Origin of the sequence: Siphonobacter sp. (assembly GCF_048595215.1) — a bacterium.
In the GTDB taxonomy this organism is placed as follows: Bacteria; Bacteroidota; Bacteroidia; order Cytophagales; family Spirosomataceae; genus Siphonobacter.
Genome location: NZ_JBMDWJ010000045.1, coordinates 1 through 17,415, shown reverse-complemented (window position 1 = coordinate 17,415; position 17,415 = coordinate 1). Strand labels below are relative to the sequence as shown.

Annotated in this window: 14 protein-coding genes; 9 read left to right on the top strand and 5 right to left on the bottom strand. The window is 48.8% G+C overall.

All coding sequences use genetic code 11. The features are described 5' to 3' along the window. A partial coding sequence (locus tag ACOJTG_RS02845; protein WP_420152421.1) for an NAD-dependent epimerase/dehydratase family protein occupies positions 1 to 516 on the bottom strand: 516 nt, incomplete at its 3' end. A gap of 140 nt (positions 517 to 656) precedes the next feature. Between ACOJTG_RS02845 and ACOJTG_RS02840 the strand changes: the two genes are divergently transcribed. Beyond that, complete coding sequence (locus ACOJTG_RS02840; RefSeq protein ID WP_420152420.1) at positions 657 to 1,511, top strand: glycerophosphodiester phosphodiesterase family protein; 855 nt, start codon at positions 657 to 659, stop codon at positions 1,509 to 1,511. Here ACOJTG_RS02840 and ACOJTG_RS02835 read toward each other — a convergent pair. Further along, the gene (locus ACOJTG_RS02835) at positions 1,508 to 2,425 is read right to left on the bottom strand and encodes a bestrophin family protein (RefSeq protein WP_420152419.1); all 918 of its coding nucleotides are present in this window, start codon (positions 2,423 to 2,425) and stop codon (positions 1,508 to 1,510) included. The two genes, ACOJTG_RS02840 and ACOJTG_RS02835, sit on opposite strands and share 4 nt — an antisense overlap. Before the next feature lie 430 nt (positions 2,426 to 2,855). Here ACOJTG_RS02835 and ACOJTG_RS02830 point away from each other — a divergent pair, with 430 nt between their 5' ends. From ACOJTG_RS02830 to ACOJTG_RS02815, 4 genes are read left to right on the top strand one after another with little or no spacing between them, the layout of a single operon-like run. Further along, on the top strand, positions 2,856 to 6,032 hold the full coding sequence (locus ACOJTG_RS02830) for a SusC/RagA family TonB-linked outer membrane protein (protein WP_420152418.1): 3,177 nt from the start codon (positions 2,856 to 2,858) through the stop codon (positions 6,030 to 6,032). Positions 6,033 to 6,083: 51 nt separating this feature from the next. Further along, positions 6,084 to 7,628, top strand: coding sequence for a RagB/SusD family nutrient uptake outer membrane protein (locus tag ACOJTG_RS02825; RefSeq protein ID WP_420152417.1), 1,545 nt, complete (start codon positions 6,084 to 6,086; stop codon positions 7,626 to 7,628). A gap of 57 nt (positions 7,629 to 7,685) precedes the next feature. After that, positions 7,686 to 8,735 carry a family 43 glycosylhydrolase gene (locus tag ACOJTG_RS02820; RefSeq protein WP_420152416.1) on the top strand — a complete coding sequence of 350 codons (1,050 nt, stop codon included), beginning with the start codon at positions 7,686 to 7,688 and terminating at the stop codon, positions 8,733 to 8,735. A gap of 15 nt (positions 8,736 to 8,750) precedes the next feature. Further along, positions 8,751 to 10,226: a glycoside hydrolase family 43 protein gene (locus ACOJTG_RS02815; RefSeq protein WP_420152415.1), complete on the top strand. Its 1,476-nt coding sequence runs from the start codon at positions 8,751 to 8,753 to the stop codon at positions 10,224 to 10,226. A gap of 273 nt (positions 10,227 to 10,499) precedes the next feature. Here the strand turns inward: ACOJTG_RS02815 and ACOJTG_RS02810 are convergent, their stop codons facing one another. Continuing rightward, positions 10,500 to 11,018 carry a transposase gene (locus ACOJTG_RS02810; protein ID WP_420152414.1) on the bottom strand — a complete coding sequence of 173 codons (519 nt, stop codon included), beginning with the start codon at positions 11,016 to 11,018 and terminating at the stop codon, positions 10,500 to 10,502. Positions 11,019 to 11,526: 508 nt separating this feature from the next. Beyond that, complete coding sequence (locus tag ACOJTG_RS02805) at positions 11,527 to 11,988, bottom strand: putative immunity protein (RefSeq protein WP_420152413.1); 462 nt, start codon at positions 11,986 to 11,988, stop codon at positions 11,527 to 11,529. 137 nt (positions 11,989 to 12,125) lie between these two features. Here ACOJTG_RS02805 and arr point away from each other — a divergent pair, with 137 nt between their 5' ends. The 4 genes from arr to ACOJTG_RS02785 all read left to right on the top strand — a co-directional run bounded on the left by arr (position 12,126) and on the right by ACOJTG_RS02785 (position 14,905). Further along, a complete protein-coding gene (arr, locus tag ACOJTG_RS02800; protein WP_420152412.1) occupies positions 12,126 to 12,542 on the top strand; it encodes an NAD(+)--rifampin ADP-ribosyltransferase in 417 nt (138 codons plus the stop codon). Between the two features lie 188 nt (positions 12,543 to 12,730). Then, on the top strand, positions 12,731 to 13,393 hold the full coding sequence (locus tag ACOJTG_RS02795; RefSeq protein WP_420152411.1) for a hypothetical protein: 663 nt from the start codon (positions 12,731 to 12,733) through the stop codon (positions 13,391 to 13,393). Positions 13,394 to 13,453: 60 nt separating this feature from the next. Then, positions 13,454 to 13,888 carry a hypothetical protein gene (locus ACOJTG_RS02790; RefSeq protein WP_420152410.1) on the top strand — a complete coding sequence of 145 codons (435 nt, stop codon included), beginning with the start codon at positions 13,454 to 13,456 and terminating at the stop codon, positions 13,886 to 13,888. Between the two features lie 36 nt (positions 13,889 to 13,924). Beyond that, positions 13,925 to 14,905 (top strand): BtrH N-terminal domain-containing protein, encoded by a 981-nt coding sequence (locus tag ACOJTG_RS02785; RefSeq protein WP_420152409.1) that lies wholly within the window; start codon positions 13,925 to 13,927, stop codon positions 14,903 to 14,905. Between the two features lie 188 nt (positions 14,906 to 15,093). On the opposite strand, the gene ACOJTG_RS02780 is transcribed toward ACOJTG_RS02785, so the two are convergent. Further along, a complete protein-coding gene (locus ACOJTG_RS02780) occupies positions 15,094 to 17,016 on the bottom strand; it encodes a family 43 glycosylhydrolase (protein ID WP_420152408.1) in 1,923 nt (640 codons plus the stop codon). Positions 17,017 to 17,415 lie beyond the last annotated feature (399 nt).

The window sequence follows — 17,415 nt, the reverse complement described above, 5'->3', positions numbered from 1 at the left end:
CACACTACCCGTACGGAGTTTGGAAGTTCGAATCCCCAGATCTGACAATTCATCGGCAGCGGCTTCCCATTGCACGACTACGTCGGCTAGGTAATCGATACCAGGGGTATATTGTTCGGAGAGCCACTCGGCACCCGTATCGGCTCCGTAATAGCTAATGCCCGAAGCCGAGACGAACGACTCAAACCGATGTCCGGTTTCGCGGAGTTTACGGGCGATCAGTCCAATGGTTTTCGTTCGGCTGTCGATGATTTCCTGTTTGCGTTCGTCCGTCCAGCGACCTTCTGCGATGCCCGCTCCGGCCAGATGGATCAGGTACTGACTTTCGGCGAGGGCTTTTTCGTCGAGTTCATTTTTACTGATATCCCAGCGATACTGCTTGACTTTCGGATCAATGCTGGCTTCGCTTTTACTGCCCCGGGTGAGGTAGGCAACGGCATAGCCGCGTTCAAGTAGTAATTCGGTGAGTCGTGTACCAATCAGGCCGGTACCCCCCGTGAGCAAAACTTGTTTCATTGCCGTCTTGACTTTTTCTAAAAACCAGGCAAAAACGGTAAAGTTCTGAGCCATTTCCCGCAACGGCTAAAAACTTAACTGCTACGAGCGATTCCAGTGAAAAAGAATACCGATTTTTGCCCGAAATCTCCGCTCATTCCATGCGTTATCTGCTTTCTCTCGTACTTCTTTTGATTCTGCCTCACCCACCCTTTCGTAAGATCTGCCGTCAGAAAAACGAGTCCCTTGCTCAATTCTTTCACTGGGAACCGGGTAAGAAACTCATCATGGCTCATCGGACGACCCCTCTGCCGGGCTATTCGGAAAACACACTGGCTGCGATGAAACACGCATACCGAATCGCTCCCTGTGCCACGCAGGAAATCGATGTACGCATGAGCAAAGACAGCGTACTGCTACTCCTGCACGATGCGACGCTGGAGCGGACGACTACGGGTACGGGCAAGCTAAGCGATTTTACGTATCAGGAACTACGTAAGCTGGAATTACGGGATGAAACGGGAAAGGTACTGCACGGACAACGCATACCGCGACTGGAAGAACTGCTGACATTTGCCCGGGGAAAAGTGGTACTCTTCCTCGACAAAAAACCAGAGACGGATCCGATTCGGATGATGACAGCCGTTGAGAAGGCTCGTATGCTTGGTGACGTTATTGTCATCTGCTACTCGGTCGCTGAAGCTCAATTCCTTCACCAGCGGTATCCTTCCCTCATGCTGGCCTTGGGTTTCAATGACGCTAAAGCCATTGAAACGATTGAAAAATCTGGCTTACCCTATAAGAATCTTGTCGCCTTAACACCGGGTAAGTTGCAGCCTCAAGCCTTTTACGACCGGATTCATGCGATGGGCATCATGACTTCCGTAGGCACAAATGGGAACGTGGATACGCTGCCTTTCACTCAGGCCAAACCCCTGTACGAACAGGTACTACAGCGGGGCGATATCATCTGTACGGATAGCCTTCAACGCGTACAAACGCTTTTTCAGCCTTAATCCACAATGAAAGGTTGAGTCGTCACCGACGTAGCTACGGTTTCTCCAATGGTTTCCCGAACGCTGGCTTCAATAATCTGACACATAGCGTTCAGCGGCAGGTCGTTAGGCTCGGTACCAAACGGCTCTTCAATTTCATTGCCAATCGCATCCACCGCAATAAAGGTATACCCAATAAATACCACGATAAAGGGCGTGGTCCAACCCAAAGTATCCACCAAACCAAAGGGCAGGAATAATCCGTATAAGTACACCGTTCGATGTAAAAGTACATTATACGTATACGGAATAGGCGTATTGGCAATGCGTTCACACCCCGCTAAGACGCCCGAAAGATGATTGATTGTCGTGTCCATCGTGACCAACGTAATCGAGTCGAGCTGGCCGCGTTGGCGTTGCTGCTGCAGCCAGTACCCCATTTCCCGCAGAATCAGTACGGGTTTAAATCGAGCCTGCATCAGACGATCGGTAAGCTCCGGAGATAACAGCCGTTGCAAGTCCGCTTCCGGACTCGTTTTCCGCAACTGATGTTTCAGGGCGTAAGTAAAGGCAATCAGTAAGCGGGAAAAGTGCTGTATTTCAACAGAATCCATCGCCAAGCCACTTAAGGTGGTTACCTGTCGCATCATTGAACGACTTTCCAAGACCAGAGCCCCCCACAGTTTTCTTCCTTCCCAGTACCGATCATAGCTCGCACTATTGCGAAAGCCCAGAAAGATGGCTACGGCGACGCCAATCAGCGTAAAAGGCGTAGGATTCAGGGCAATTTTTACCTGGAAAATCTCCCCTCGCAGGTAAACGACCACACAGCAGAAGAAGAACAGAGCGATTAGCCGTGGGTAAATTTTTTCAATGATGGAGCCTTTCCAGACGAAGAGCAGACGAAACCAATTGTGATGCGGAGGAACAACCATACGAACAACAAACCAGATACGATCGCAAAGGTAGGCATTAGCGGCCCCAGACCGAACGGCTTTTCTATTTAATCCTGCGATTGGGTAGGGTACGGCTCAGGAACGGAGTTTTTGCGAATAAAGTCTTTCGCTTTCTTAGGGAGTACCGCGTATGAAAAGTCTAGCTAAACTTAATCCTCTTGATCTGTTTTAACCCTTCATCAACCACTGATTGCCTGTAGTCTACCTATGGCTCCTGGCCTCAATCCCCGAGCAACCTGATAGGCCAGCGACGCTTCGACGTTTAGGGTATTAGGTTCATGCCCTCCGTTAACCCACCGTATACCTGTGGGGTTTTGTCTACATCCAGCGGATGTGCCAGCGAACGCACCGTTCTGCTGAACCATCCGAAGCATTTTCCTTTTCGATTATTTTTTATTCTGCTCACTACATGATCCACTTAAACCTTTTTTTCAGACGTGGTTTGGTATTCACACTCGGTCTGGGTGTCTTATCCGCCCATGCTCAACCGCTCGTCCGTCAGCAGGGTACGATGGCCCTGAACATGGTGCCTACCCGAGCCGTCATTCGTATCACCGGACGGGTAACGGATGAAACCCAGCAGGGACTGCCCGGCGTCAACGTTTACCTGAAAGCGAACACCAGCGTCGGGGCTACCACCGACGCCAACGGGACCTACAGCTTCAACGTTCCCGACGACCAGGCGAACGGCACCTTGGTTTTCAGTTACATCGGTTATAAAAGTCAGGAAATAGCAATTAACAACCGGACGGAAGTCAACGTACAGCTTGAACCCGATAACCAGTCGCTCAATGAAGTCGTGGTCATTGGTTACCAAAGCGTTCGGAAGAAAGATCTGACCGGAGCTACGGGTCTGGTGGAAATTGAGAATACGAGTAAAATCGTGACCCGTTCGGCCGTGGAATCGCTGCAGGGGCAGCTTTCGGGCGTAACGATCCGAAACGGTGGTGCTCCCGGTCAGGAAGCCGTCATTCAGATTCGGGGATTGAGTACCCTCAACGGAAATTCCAATCCGCTTTATATCATCGACGGTATGTACGCCGACGCCAATACAACCGTCAACCCCGATGATATTGCTTCGATGCAGGTATTGAAAGATGCCTCCGCAGCCGCCATTTACGGGTCACGGGCGGCCAACGGCGTGGTGATCATTACTACGAAAAAAGGCAAAGAAGGTCCGATGAAAGTAAGCGTATCGGGACGGTACACCCTTTCCTCCATTCCCCGCCGCTGGGACATGATGCACGCCCAGGAGTACGTCGATTTCAACCGCCGGGCTTATCAGGCCGCTGGCTACGCCCTACAACCTTCCATTGCGAACTTCGATCCCGCCACCAGCCCCAATACCAACTGGCAGGATGAGTTAATTCGAACGGGTTCGGTACAGGATTACAACCTGACACTTTCGGGCGGCGGAGCCAATTCGAGCTACCTGATCTCCGGCAGTTATTTTAAAGACGAAGGAACGCTGATTCGTAACAATTTTGAACGGATGTCCCTGCGGATCAACACGGAAGCCAAACGTGGTCGGTTTACGTTTGGTGAAAACCTGATGATTTCCAACTCCGTACGTAACAGTCCGTTCAGTGGCGGTTTTGCCGAGGGCAACCCCTGGTACGATCTGGCTAATAACCTGCCCATCATACCGGTTCGGGATCCCAGTCTGATCAGTACAAGCAATCCGGGTGGCTATGGTTTCGGCTCAATCGACACCCGTACCTTCGCCCGAAATCAGGTAGCCGTAGCCGAATTGACCCGGAATCACACTACCTTTTTTAAAGTACTGGGAAATGCCTACGTGGACGTTAAACTCTTCGACTGGCTGCAATACCGTTTCAATGCCGGTCTGGAAACCAGCTTCGATAATGCGGGGGGTGTCCGCCGCGAAGGTCTCTGGTACTGGAATCAGTCGCCGGAATTCAGTAGCACGGGCGAAAACCGTTCGCAATTTCTAAGTACGCTTTTTGAACATACGCTGAACTTCAACCGGACCTTCGGCAAGCACAGCATCAACGGCGTCGTCGGGCTGGTAAATCAGACCATTCGGAATAACAACGCCTTTGCCAGTCGCCAGCAACTCACCGTTGCCAACGGTCAGTACTTTACCACGATCAGTTCGGCTACGGGTGGCATGACGGCTTCGGGCGGCAACAACCAGACGCTCATCGGCTCGTACCTGGGTCGCTTGAACTATAACTTCGATTATCGCTACCTGGTAACGCTTACCTTCCGGTCGGATAAAGATTCCCGCTTCTCCCCCAATTACCGCCGGGGTAACTTCCCCTCCGTGGCCCTGGGCTGGCGGTTAAGCGAAGAAGAGTTTTTCAAAGTTGGGTGGATCAACGATCTGAAAATTCGCGGTTCGTATGGGGTACTGGGTCAGGCCAATTTGGGCAATTACCAGTATACCGGTTTCATTACGCAGGGTCCACGGGCCGTATTCGGTTCTGATCAAACGGCTTTTCAGGGTGCTACGCAGGCCCGGATTGTCAACCAGAATTTACGCTGGGAACAAAAAACGACGACCAACTTCGGCGTGGATCTAAGCATGTTCAATAATCGCCTCGGCGTTACACTGGACGCCTTCCGTTCCGTCGCCCGCGATGTACTGGTGCAATCACCCATTCCGGCGTATACCGGTAACCTCGGCGGCAATCCGCTTACCAACATCGGCTCCATCCAGAACCAGGGCGTGGAGCTGGACCTGACGTACCGCAACAATGATAAGGATTTTAAATGGTCGATTTCGGGTAACCTTTCCGTCATCCGTAACAAAGTGCTGGAATTGGGTAACCTGGGCATCGATCCCGAAACCGGACAATCGCGTAATTACATTGCCACCACCCTCACCCGTTCGCAGGTGGGTCGTTCGATTGGCGAGTGGTTCCTGCTCAAGACGGATGGTATCTTCCAGAATCAGGGGGAAATCGATGCTCACCGGGCTCAGGCGGCTTACGCCAAACCGGGCGATATTCGCTACGTAAATGCCGTAGACAACGGTACCAACGACGACATCAACTCCCTGGATCGGCTATTCGTGGGTTCGCCCTGGCCGAAACTGCAGGCCGGGTTGCAATTCAATAGCTCTTACAAGAATTTCTCGCTGGCCGTACAATTCTATGGTTCATTCGGTCAGAAAGTCTACAATGATGTACGCCGCGATTTGGATGCTCTGGGTTACTCCAACTACCGCCGCGGCATTCAGCCCTGGACGGCCGAGAACCCCAATACGGATTTCCCTCGGATTGGCGTTTCGTACGGAACGGGCATAGCCGGTGATCCGGCGGTGGATCGCGGTATCGTTTCCAACGCCCGCAACGACAGCGACCGCTGGCTGGAAAGTGGTTCGTACCTGCGAATCCGGAACGTGGAATTCGGGTATTCCATTCCCAAACCGTTCCTGACCCGCTTTGGCCTGAGCGATGCCCGCGTCTACGTGAGCGGTCAGAACCTGTATACGTTTACCGGCTACACGGGTCTTGATCCGGACATTGTGGGCGGGAACGTGATCCTCGAACCGGGTCTGGATGCGGGTAACTATCCGTCTTCCCGCATGGTGTCTTTCGGCTTAAATCTCAACTTCTAAACCGCTGATTTCCTGAATAGTCAAGAAATCGTCCTACTGACTTTGCTACGTATGAAAAAGATAACATTTATTCTCTACGGCTTGCTTCCCCTACTGCTAGGGTGCAACCGGGATTTTGATGCTCCCAACCCCAACTCGCTTACCGTTGAGCAATTCTGGCAGTCGCAAAACGATGCCATTCGGGGCGTCAATGCCGTGTATAGTGGCCTGCACCGTACACCGCTGTACGGTCGCTGGATGTTTTACCACACCAGCCTGCGTTCGGACGAAGGTTTCGGGTCGGGGGGTGATATTGGTTTGAATAACCTGATGAGCTTTGTACAAACCGATTACAATCAGAATCTGACGGCAGGTACCTGGGCGGATAGTTACGTGGTCATCTGGCGGGCGAATCAGGTACTCGAAAACGTTCCTGCCATTACCATGGATGAGACCGTGAAGCGTCGCCTGCTGGCGGAAGCCAAGGTACTGCGGGCCCTGATGTATTTCAACTTGGTGAGTTTGTTTAATCGGCCACCGCTGATTCTTCGTTCGGTACTTACCTCGGACACGCCCAGCAACGCGACCCCCGAACAAATCTGGACCCAGATTCAAACCGACCTTACCGAAGCTGCTCCCGACCTACCCTTGCGGTACTCGGGCGACGACCTGGGTCGCGTAACCCGGGGTTCAGCGTATGGTTTGCTGGGCAAAGCTTTGATGCAGCAACGTAAGTTCCAGGAGGCCCAAACCGCTTTGGCCTGGTTCATCACGGGCGAAGGACGCGACGTGTACCGGCTCATGCCTAACTACCGCGACAACTTCATCATTACCCAGGAAAACAATACAGAATCGGTATTTGAGATTCAGTTTGCCCAGAACAACAACGAAACCACCGACGACGATACGCAGGAAGGGGCCGTGATTAACGTCGGAGCGTCGCTGCCGCAGTTTCTGGCTCCCCGGGGTGTGGGCTTCTCGGACGGTGCCGCCCGCCGCTGGATGATCGGGGAAATGCAGAAGGAACGTACGACGACGGGAGCCCGTGATCCTCGCGTGGAGGCTTCGTTTTTGTACGACTCGACGGATGTACGCGGCCCTAGTCAAACGCTCATTTATGGTCAAACCTTCGCCAGTCGCTACGGTACGGGTCCGGATCGGAATTCGGTCTGGTTCCGTAAGCCACTCAACGATCATTGGAAAAATGAAGAAGGCTTCCGCTCGCCCAACAACTACCGTCTGATTCGCTACGCGGACATTCTGCTGCTCTACGCGGAATGCCTCAACGAGCTGGGCCGCACCACCGAAGCCTATACCTACGTCGATCAGGTACGCCAGCGGGTAGGACTCGCTCGCTTAACGGCGGCTCAACCGGGTCTGTCCCAAGCCCAGTTCCGGACTCAGATCAAACACGAACGGGTTACTGAACTTTCGGGCGAAGGCCAACGCTGGTTCGACCTGCAACGCTGGGGCGAATTGACGGAGGCCAATCTCCCCGCCCTGCGAGCACGCGATCCGGAGTTTGGTTCGTTTACGCTCAATAAGTCGGCATACTATCCTATTCCGCAATCGGACCTTGATCTGAATCCCAGTCTGTCGCAAAATCAGGGTTATTAAGGCTACGGGTGGTTTCGGAACAGTGTTGCAGAAACCACCCCTTTTATAGATCGTTGTATGAATCTTCGCTATTTAGTATTGGTACTCTGGATTGGGTTTTCCTGCGGGAAAGACAATTCCACGCCCGTTACGCCACCGCCCGCCCCCTCGGAGGCTACGTTCCGCAATCCGATTCAAAACGGAGCTGATCCGTTCGTATACCGCAAAGACGGGCAGTACTACTACATGCAAACTGTGGGCAATCGCGTGGATTTGTGGCGTACGGAAAAAATGAGTGAGCTGAACTCCGCCCGCCGCACGACCATCTTTACACCACCCGCCACAGGAGCCAATTCGCGGAATCTCTGGGCTCCTGAAATCTATTTTCTGAACGGTAAATGGTACGTGTACTACACCGCCGGATCGGATACGGAAGAATATTCCCAGCGTACCTGGGTGTTGGAAAACGCCAGTGCCGACCCAACCCAGGGCACCTGGACCCAGAAAGGGCGGCTGTTCAATCCCGAAAACGATAATTACGCCTTGGATGGGAATGTGCTCGAACACAACGGCAGTCTGTACTTTCTCTGGAGCGGCTGGCCGAAAGGGGTCAATAAAGTCGAACGTCAGGAAATTTACATTTCCAAAATGGGAAATCCCTGGACGCTGACGGGAAAAACGACACTGCTCACTACCCCCGAACTCAACTGGGAACGCAACGGCTTTGGCGTAAACGAAGGGCCTCAGGTACTAAAAAATCCGCAGGGTCGTGTATTTATGATTTATTCAGCCAGTTACTGCGGCACGGACGATTACGCCCTCGGCATGCTTAGTTTGCGGGAAGGCGGCGATCCGCTCAACGCCGCCGACTGGACCAAAACGCAACAACCCGTATTCACAAAGTCCCCCTCCGCCAATGCTTTCGGACCGGGCCATAACTGCTTTTTCCAGTCGCCCAATGGCTCGGAAAACTGGCTTTTGTACCATGCCAACACCAATACCGGCGAAGGTTGCGGCGAAAGACGTAACATTCGGATGCAACCCTTTACCTTTACCAGCTCGGGCCTGCCGCAGTTTGGCGAACCCGTCGCTACGGGTCGCTCGATTGCCGTTCCGGCGGGCGAATGATTTTACTTTTACACTATGAAATCGATTTTTCTAACCTCTCTCCTAGCCCTTGCAACGGCTACGTATGCTCAACAGCAAGCCGTTATTCCCGGCGATCACGCCGACCCTTCGGTTACTAAAATTGGGGATACGTATTGGGCTTCGGCTACCTCGTCCAACTGGGCACCGGAGTATCCATTGCTGAAATCCAAAGATCTGATTCACTGGCAAACCGTCGGGTATATCTTTCCGAAGCTGCCCGACTGGGCGGATTATTACTTCTGGGCACCGGAAATCTCCTACGAAAAAGGAAAAGTATACGCCTATTACACGGCTCACAAAAAAGGTGGAAATCTTTGCGTCGCCGTCGCCAGTGCTGATAAACCCGAAGGTCCCTGGAAAGATCACGGCCCGCTGATGTGCGAGTCCGACGGCTCCATTGATGCCTTCCCCATGCGGGACGAAAACGGCAAACTGCACCTGATCTGGAAAGAAGACGGCAACAGCATTCGGCAGCCGACGCCCATCTGGATTCAGGAAATGAACGAAGAACGGACCGCTTTGCTGGGTGAGAAAAAAGAACTCTTCCGGAACGATCAGCCCTGGGAGGCGAATCTGGTTGAAGGCGTTTCGATGATGCGGCACGGTGGATATTTCTATGCTTTCTACGCGGCAGCGGGTTGTTGCGGCGAAGGGTGTACGTACGTGTCGGGCGTGGCTCGTGCTAAAAATCTGCTTGGTCCCTGGGAGAAATTTTCAGGCAATCCGATTCTGACATCGGACGAAACCTGGAAATGCCCCGGTCACGGTACCCCCATCGAAAAAGATGGAAAATACTACTTCCTCTACCACGCGTATAGCACGAAGAGTACTGCTTACTCCGGTCGCCAGGGCCTGCTTCGGGAGTTTGAATTTACGCCCGACGGCTGGATTGCCTTCAAAGCTCCCGTAGCGACGGCCAATCAGGTGCCAGCGGTCGTGAAAGATGATTTTTCGAAGGCTTCAAACCTGTGGAACTGGTCGGTTTTCCACTGGCCGGAGTATCAGACTAAAGGCGGCAAACTTCACCTGAAAGCCATTCCCGAACAGGCGGGCGTGTACCTGGCTCGTAAAACCTATACCGGCAACTACACGGCTCAGGTACAGGTGGAGGTGCCTAAAACCACGGACTTAAAAAGCGGTTTGAGTTTAATCGGGGATGATGATAATGCCCTCGGTCTTTCGGTTCAAAAGGGCGAGTTACTCGTCTGGAAGCGGGAAAAAGGAAAAGATAAAGTCCTGCAAACGCTCCCGCTGTCGAACGCGAAAACGGTAATCTTACAGGCTCAGGTGAAAAATGCTAAAGAAGTTACCTTCAAATACCTCATCAACGGAAAAAACATGCAGGTATTCGATTCCGTGGATGGAGCGTTTTTACCACCCTGGGATCGAGCCGTTCGGGTTGGGGTGATTGCCAAGGGGGAAGGCACGGGCGTGTTTGACAACTTCCTCTTGCGGTCGGAGAAGGAATAGTTTTTAGTTTTTTAAACGGATAAAGGCTCGCTGGTAGGGCGGGCCTTTGTTGTTTTGTAAACTTTTACGAATATTAAGACCTCTACCGCTATTAGTTACGCTTTACTAAAGACCAACAATGAGTACGTAGCATTAATTATCGCATTATATTAAATGAAAAGTAATCGCATTTTTGGAGAAATTGATGATATAGTAGAAGGTGATTCTTTTAAAACAAGAATTGAACTCTCCGCCGTTGTTGGTGTTTAGCGTAGCGTCACCAACAACTCAGCCTCACTCCCTATAATGAGTGAGAAACCCAAACTCATCCTGATTAAATTCATAAAATCGGGCACTAGAATAATAATAATCTTCGGGTACATGGGCCAAATTCCAGTGCGGTTGATTAGGATTATTATGAATATAGGTTAGCTTTTCTAGTATGACTTTATTTGAGTAGCAGTAGATAGATAAAGAATTTCTTTCCCAAATCTGATATTTTCGATCGCCTTGTGTACTTGCTAATTTTTCTAAAACTGCTGGATGGTTTTTCTGAATATCATTTTTAATGCACTGACCCGTAAATTTCAAAAAATCTCGCTGTACTTCTGACTTACTAAAGGGTGGCATTATCTTCCAAATCAGGTGAAGGTGATTTGGCATAATTACAAATCCATATACAATGACTCGATTATTTTCTACTAAAAATCGTAAACTGTCAATGATGAGTTGTTTATATTTATCAGGCTTGAGTATGTGTTTCCAGGAAAGAATAGTCGCTGTAAAAAAAGCGGGATACTGATGCTCATGCATGATTTTTAGCCATATCTAACAAATATGGTTTATAGCTATATAAAGCTATACGCCGATTAATAAGTACTGATTGTTAGATACTACTTGGTTAAACAAGAGCGAGGTAACCCCAAGTAAAGTTTCGTTCAATGTTTAAGTTGTTGGTGACGCTACGCTAAACACCAACAACGGCAAGAGTAAAAACGTTACCTTCAAATACCTCATCAACGGAAAAAACACGCAGGTATTCGATTCCGTAAATGGTGTCTTTTTACCACCCTGGGATCGGGCCGTTCGGGTTGGAGTGATTGCCAAGGGGGAAGGTACAGGAGTATTTGATAACTTCCTCTTGCGGTCAGAGAAGGAGTAGGTTTTGGTTTCATTAACTAATAAAGGCTCGCGTGTATGGCGGGCCTTTATTGTTTCCTTACTTCTCGAACGACTGTTGTTAGTGACATTACACTCCGCCGCTTTTGATGACGCTACGCTAAACACCAACAACGGCGAAGCAACCGCTCACCCCGAAAAATTAAAGCTCCTTCAACAACTTTACCTGTGCTTCTCTTTCTTTTCTTACTTCTTCCAGATCGCCGGGAAACAGTTTATTGATCATGGTCACCGCAAAATCAGTGGCCCACAAACCATGATATTTCGTATGCGGGCTAGCCGCTATCTGAGCCTGCGTTCTCAAAAATTTCACTTTAGCCGGGTCTTTTTCAAGTTTAGCCACTCGGCTAATCTCCATACTCAAATTCCTGGCTTCGTGATAATTGGTTTTTCCATCCAGCCATCTTTGCATGGCTTCGAATGCTGCCTTTATTTCGTGGCAGGGTTCGAAGCCCGTTTTCTCGATCAAATGTTGCCCGAATGCCAAACAGAACTGCACCATTTCCCGGTGACTTTTGGTATCATACAAGGCTATAAACTCTTCCTTCAACGCAGGAACATCTTCTATTTTGCCGACTAACCGCTGGTATTCGTAAATATTCATAAGCTCCTGTTACATTAGAATTCATTAACTTATTCATTTAGCCGCTGCTGGCAACGACCTGCCAAACAACCGCAAAGATCATAAACAAGCCCCAGTATAAACGAAAGCTTTTACTCAACAACCAAACTACCCAACCAATGAACCAGACCAACGATTTACCTTCAGAGAGCTTCTACCACGGAACCAAGGCTGATTTGAAACCGGGTGATCTCATTAGGCCGGGCTTCCAGTCTAACTACGGCCAGCGAAATCAAGCAAAATATATCTACTTAACTGCCACCCTGGATGCCGCCATCTGGGGTGCTGAGCTAGCCGTGAGTGAAGGGCATGAACGAATCTATAAGGTAGAACCTACCGGCCCTATTGAGAACGACCCTAACCTGACCGATAAGAAATTCCCGGGGAACCCTACCCGCTCCTATCGTTCCTTACAGCCGCTCAAGGTCGTTGGTGAAATTACGGAATGGCAGGGACATACGCCCGAGCAACTAAAAGCCATGCAGGACAACTTGGAGCGATTAAAACAACTGGGAATTGAAGCCATCGAAGATTAATTTATAGGTTTCGGAATCACGCTGCGGAGCGAGTGTACTTCTAGGTTGATCGGTATCAACGGCCATTCATCCGAAAAAACACACATAAACGGTACACCTGGCTTCTTTACTACTGAAACCCCTCACTCGCTTTGGGAAGGCTTCTACTCTCTACGACCAAAATCCAGTACTCTATTCACTAGTAATCGATGGAAAAAATCAAACCTTACGCCAGCATTGAGGAAGCGATGCAGGAGCTAGACAACGGTGGCCGATTTTACAATCTTTTCACCAAAGTTCAAGATGAGGTCATTACCCCGGCCGAACTGTCTAAAGTATCGGGTGTGTTTCTTACAAAACAGAGAATGATTCTCTTTCTGGAAATGGCCCTTTCCCGATTGGACGAAAAAGCAAAAGAAGAGGTATTATCGAAACTGGATGATCGCCTGCAACTTCACTATCAGAATTATAAACCGCTGCAGATAACCGTGTCGGAAGCGATTAAAGAGCATTGTTCTTCGAGTATTATTGTTACGGGAACGCCCAAGCCCAATACCTCTAAATCGGCTCTGAAAGGTTTTGTGATGATTCCGGTGGGCAAGTCTTTTACGCTGGTCCCCATCGTTGATTTATACGACATCTATGAACTAACCGACGAACATACGGCTGAAAAACTCCTGATTGCTCACAGTAAACGTTCGACCAAGCTGCCCGAACAGAAGTTGATGATGGGTGGGATTTGGAAAAAATTCCCTACTACATCGGATCAACGGACTGCAGCAGATCAGGCCCTGACTACTGACGCTCTGGAACCCTCAACATCGAATCAAAGAGGTAAACGTTACCTGGAAATTCATTACTTCCTTGAGTAAATGGCTTTGACTTAGTTCCTGGATCAGATGCATTAATTAGGATTTAACATCTCTTATACTATGCGTATAGAACCCTTTGGAACATTCGATTACCATCCGCGTGAACAGTTATGGAAGGCTGACGTTGACCATCTTTCACCCACCCATAAAGTCGAGCTAAGCATCGGTACGGATCATGCCCAAGCGGACCTATCTGATAAGATTAAGCTCCTAGAAGCATTTGTTCTTGACTACGCTTCTATTATGGAGAGACTTTATCAGTTCATCTATGAGTCTTATAGGAAGACTTCAGAGGCGAAGACTTTGGAGGAAATAAAAACCATGTATTTTCTGACAGCTGTAACTTTACAAAAGGACAACCGAACTTGGTGGCTGGTTTTAGAACCTAATTTCGATGTTCCAACCCTTTATAGTCATTTCCAAAGATTCACTATGGTTGAGCGTCAGATCGTTCCTTTGTTTTCGTTAATCCCGTGTCGAATACGTTTGGAATAAATAAAAATCAGACGTTAATGATCAAAAAACCATAAAATGAAAATAGAAAACTTAAAACCATTTTACGGACAACATTGTGAAACAACGGCAACGGGGACCTTATTGCGTCAACTTGGTATTGAACTTTCTGAACCCATGCTATTTGGAATAGGGCAAGGACTTGGTTTCATTTTTTGGAATATGAAAACCATGGACTTCCCTTTCATGGGTGGACGAATTAAAACTGATTTGCTAACCCAAAATCTTGCCAAAAACTTAAATCTTGAATTAATACTTAAAGAAACGTCTTCCACTCAAAAGGCTTGGAATAACGTAAAACAACTAATCGACGAGGGGAAGGTTGTGGGGTTAAAACTGGACTGTTATCATTTAGAATATTTCTCGAACCCATTTCATTTCGCAGGACACTATGTTGCCATGTATGATTACGATCATGAAACAGCATTTTTGATAGACACTAAACAACAAGGCGTACACGTAAAAACAAGTTTAAAAAGTTTAGCATTAGCAAGAAACGAAAAGGGGCCTATGTCTTCGAAAAACTTGCATTACACGCTAAACAAAACCGATGAAAGTTATGATCTAAAAAATGCCATTCTTACCACTATTCGTACGAATGCGACTGAGTATATAAATCCCCCCATCAATAATATCGGTTATAAAGGAATTTTAAAAGCAAGCAAAGCGATACAAGAATGGTATGATACCAGTAATAGTATTGAAAAAGAATTTAAGGCTTGTGCTATCATTATGGAGAAAGCAGGAACAGGAGGAGCTTTATTCAGAAATTTGTACAGAGACTTTTTACAAGAAAGTTACGACCTTTTGAAACTTGACATCCTCAAACAGGCACACGAAGAATTCATTGACATTGCTAACGCTTGGACGGAAATTTCAAATTTGTTTTTACAAGTCAGTGAAACCAAGGATAGAACGTACATTGAACAAGCCACTGATATTTTAGCACAACTCTCAACGAAAGAAAGGAATGTGATGCAGCAACTATCAGAAATTTAGTCCAACCTCCGGTCCGTTCGTAACGGTGTTGTAGGCCTTGGAGAAAGGCGTCCGCATCCTTGTTTTTACGCGTCCGTACTCAGACCATACGGGTATAGAAAGCCAAGCGGCCTAAATCGATCCTACTAAGTCATGATTGATTTAGGTCGCTTGGCTTATTAATCCTTTCTACAATCGTTTTTTAAAACTCATTTAGACGTATTCGTAACGCCTTCAGTCGTCATTATCACCCGTTTTAAAGTTCCGTTTTTGTTATACTCTAGTTTGTCAATGCATATCGAGCGACTAAAACTGCTACCGTCGGTTTGAATACCGCCGTTGTGGTAGATGAAGTACCACTGACCTTTATGCTGGACGATCGCCTGATGGTTGGTATTGCTATTGCCGGCAATTTCATTTAAAATACCTTTGTATTGGTAAGGCCCTTCGATTGCATCGGCCACGGCATACGCAATTTTCTCCGGGAACCCCGTCGCGTAACTCAGGTAGTATTTGCCTTTGTGCGTATGAATCCAGGGAGCTTCCGTAAAATCGAAACCAGGGAACTGAACTCGTTTGATTTCTCCTTCAATTTCAATCATATTTTTCTTGAGCCGGGTATAATAGCATTCGCGGTTGCCCCAGAAAAGCCAAGCCTGATCGTTCGCATCGATATACACCGTAGGGTCAATACAGGCCCAGGAATGGGACGAAGCGAAACAATCCTTATTAGTAAGCAGAGGTTTGCCCAAGGCATCTTTGTAAGGGCCTTCTGGTCGATCCGCTACGGCCACGCCAATACCCGACCAATTCGTGCTGATGTACCAATAATACTTCCCGTTTCTTTCAATGACCTGACCCGCGTACGCATCTCCACTCTTCGCCCAGGGGAAATCCGCTATTTGTAAGGGCACGGGATACTGGGTCCACGTTTGAAGATCCGTGGTTGAATACACCAGCCAGTCTTTCATTTTATACCCACTTTGGCCACCCGCGAAATCGTGGCCCGCGAACAACCACAGCGTATCTCCCTTCACCAGAGCCGCCGGATCAGCCGTGTACGCATGCGTGATGATGGGGTTTCCTTTGGACGTGAAGGTGTAGCGGTCGGAAGCCTCGACGGGCTGTAACAAGTCGTTAGGGACCCCACCCCATTTCGCCTGCAGGCGGCGGGCTTCTTCCCGGGTAATGCCGATGACACTGCCGTGTCGGGGATTAAAGTTTTTAGTGAAAGACTCGGGTTTATCCGTAAACTGATACAGATCGGTGCTTCGCTGAAACTCATACCGCAGGTTGGTATAGAGGTCATACATCAGGATATACTCGTCTGAATCATTGCGTTTAAATACACTGGACCCTTCCACCACAATCTTTTTATCCGAATACGCATCCAGGTACTTAAAGTCCTCTACCCAGGGACCGCTCAGCGACTTCGATGTGGCCTGTTGAATGCCATTTTTAATTTCTTTCCCATGCTCATCTTTGGTATTCCCCTTGAAGAACAGATGGTAGGTACCATCTTTGTACACAATATCGCCATCAATAGCCCCGTACTTGGCCCGAAACATCAGCTTGGGTTCCCCCTCAAAACCCGTAAAATCCGGATTGGCATAGGCGGAATAAAAATCAAGCTTGGAATCGTCTTTGAAACGTACGGTGAAGTAGATCAGATACTTCTTTACCTGTGGGTCATAAATGGTTTGCGGAGCCCATACCCATTGTACCTTCCCAAATGTCTGCGGATAGGCTTTGGCCAGGTCAATACTCTGATGCGTCCAATCCACCAGATTAGTGGATCGCAACAGAACAATCCCCGGATTGCTGCCCCAACCATTCTTACCGACGAACATATCGGTCGCCGTCAGGTAAAAGGTATGTCCATCCTCCCCCCGTACCAAATGCGGATCCCGGATTCCGCCCGTTTGCGAGATGTCACTGGAGGCAAGGATAGGCTGATTGTTATTTAAAGCAGACCAGTGAATAGCATCCTTACTGATGCCCAGGCGTAGCTGCTCCTGCTTGAGCGGGTCACCCGAACCCTCGAAGTAAGCAAATAGGTACCCTTCAAAAAGCGATAAATTTTTCTTGGCTTGAGTAAAAGCGGACACACTGCCTAGCAGGACCAAGAGCACAGCTAGTACTGGGTTACGTAAAATCATTTGAGAAGCTAAGTATGATACGAACGAAAGAGGTTTATCGGGTTTCTGTTCAGGCAAGGATGTAAGTTTCTCTGAAAGATTACTCGGTCCGAGAAGTTATCATCATTTATCTGAGCTCATGGAGTGCGGGCCTCACTTTTGCTGGATGTTAGGGCGGTGATGATAGGTATCCGTTGGTTTACGACGGATCTGCATTCCTGAAGAATCCTCTACTCGTATGTTGAAAGGAGTGATTCATACTCATTGCTGAGCTATCAATCGTAAGAATTTTGCTGTTGGTATTTAGTATAACGTCACCCCTGCCGTTTTTGGTGTTTAGCGTAGCGTCACCAACAACTTTATTACACTTCGGTTGTACAAAGAGTCTTGAAC

Bases quoted from the DNA above. Each gene is read 5' to 3' on its own strand.
- ACOJTG_RS02840 (WP_420152420.1), top strand. From the start codon at position 657: ATGCGTTATCTGCTTTCTCTCGTACTTCTTTTGATTCTGCCTCACCCA.
- ACOJTG_RS02835 (WP_420152419.1), bottom strand. From the start codon at position 2,425: ATGGTTGTTCCTCCGCATCACAATTGGTTTCGTCTGCTCTTCGTCTGG.
- ACOJTG_RS02830 (WP_420152418.1), top strand. From the start codon at position 2,856: ATGATCCACTTAAACCTTTTTTTCAGACGTGGTTTGGTATTCACACTC.
- ACOJTG_RS02825 (WP_420152417.1), top strand. From the start codon at position 6,084: ATGAAAAAGATAACATTTATTCTCTACGGCTTGCTTCCCCTACTGCTA.
- ACOJTG_RS02820 (WP_420152416.1), top strand. From the start codon at position 7,686: ATGAATCTTCGCTATTTAGTATTGGTACTCTGGATTGGGTTTTCCTGC.
- ACOJTG_RS02815 (WP_420152415.1), top strand. From the start codon at position 8,751: ATGAAATCGATTTTTCTAACCTCTCTCCTAGCCCTTGCAACGGCTACG.
- ACOJTG_RS02810 (WP_420152414.1), bottom strand. From the start codon at position 11,018: ATGCATGAGCATCAGTATCCCGCTTTTTTTACAGCGACTATTCTTTCC.
- ACOJTG_RS02805 (WP_420152413.1), bottom strand. From the start codon at position 11,988: ATGAATATTTACGAATACCAGCGGTTAGTCGGCAAAATAGAAGATGTT.
- arr (WP_420152412.1), top strand. From the start codon at position 12,126: ATGAACCAGACCAACGATTTACCTTCAGAGAGCTTCTACCACGGAACC.
- ACOJTG_RS02795 (WP_420152411.1), top strand. From the start codon at position 12,731: ATGGAAAAAATCAAACCTTACGCCAGCATTGAGGAAGCGATGCAGGAG.
- ACOJTG_RS02790 (WP_420152410.1), top strand. From the start codon at position 13,454: ATGCGTATAGAACCCTTTGGAACATTCGATTACCATCCGCGTGAACAG.
- ACOJTG_RS02785 (WP_420152409.1), top strand. From the start codon at position 13,925: ATGAAAATAGAAAACTTAAAACCATTTTACGGACAACATTGTGAAACA.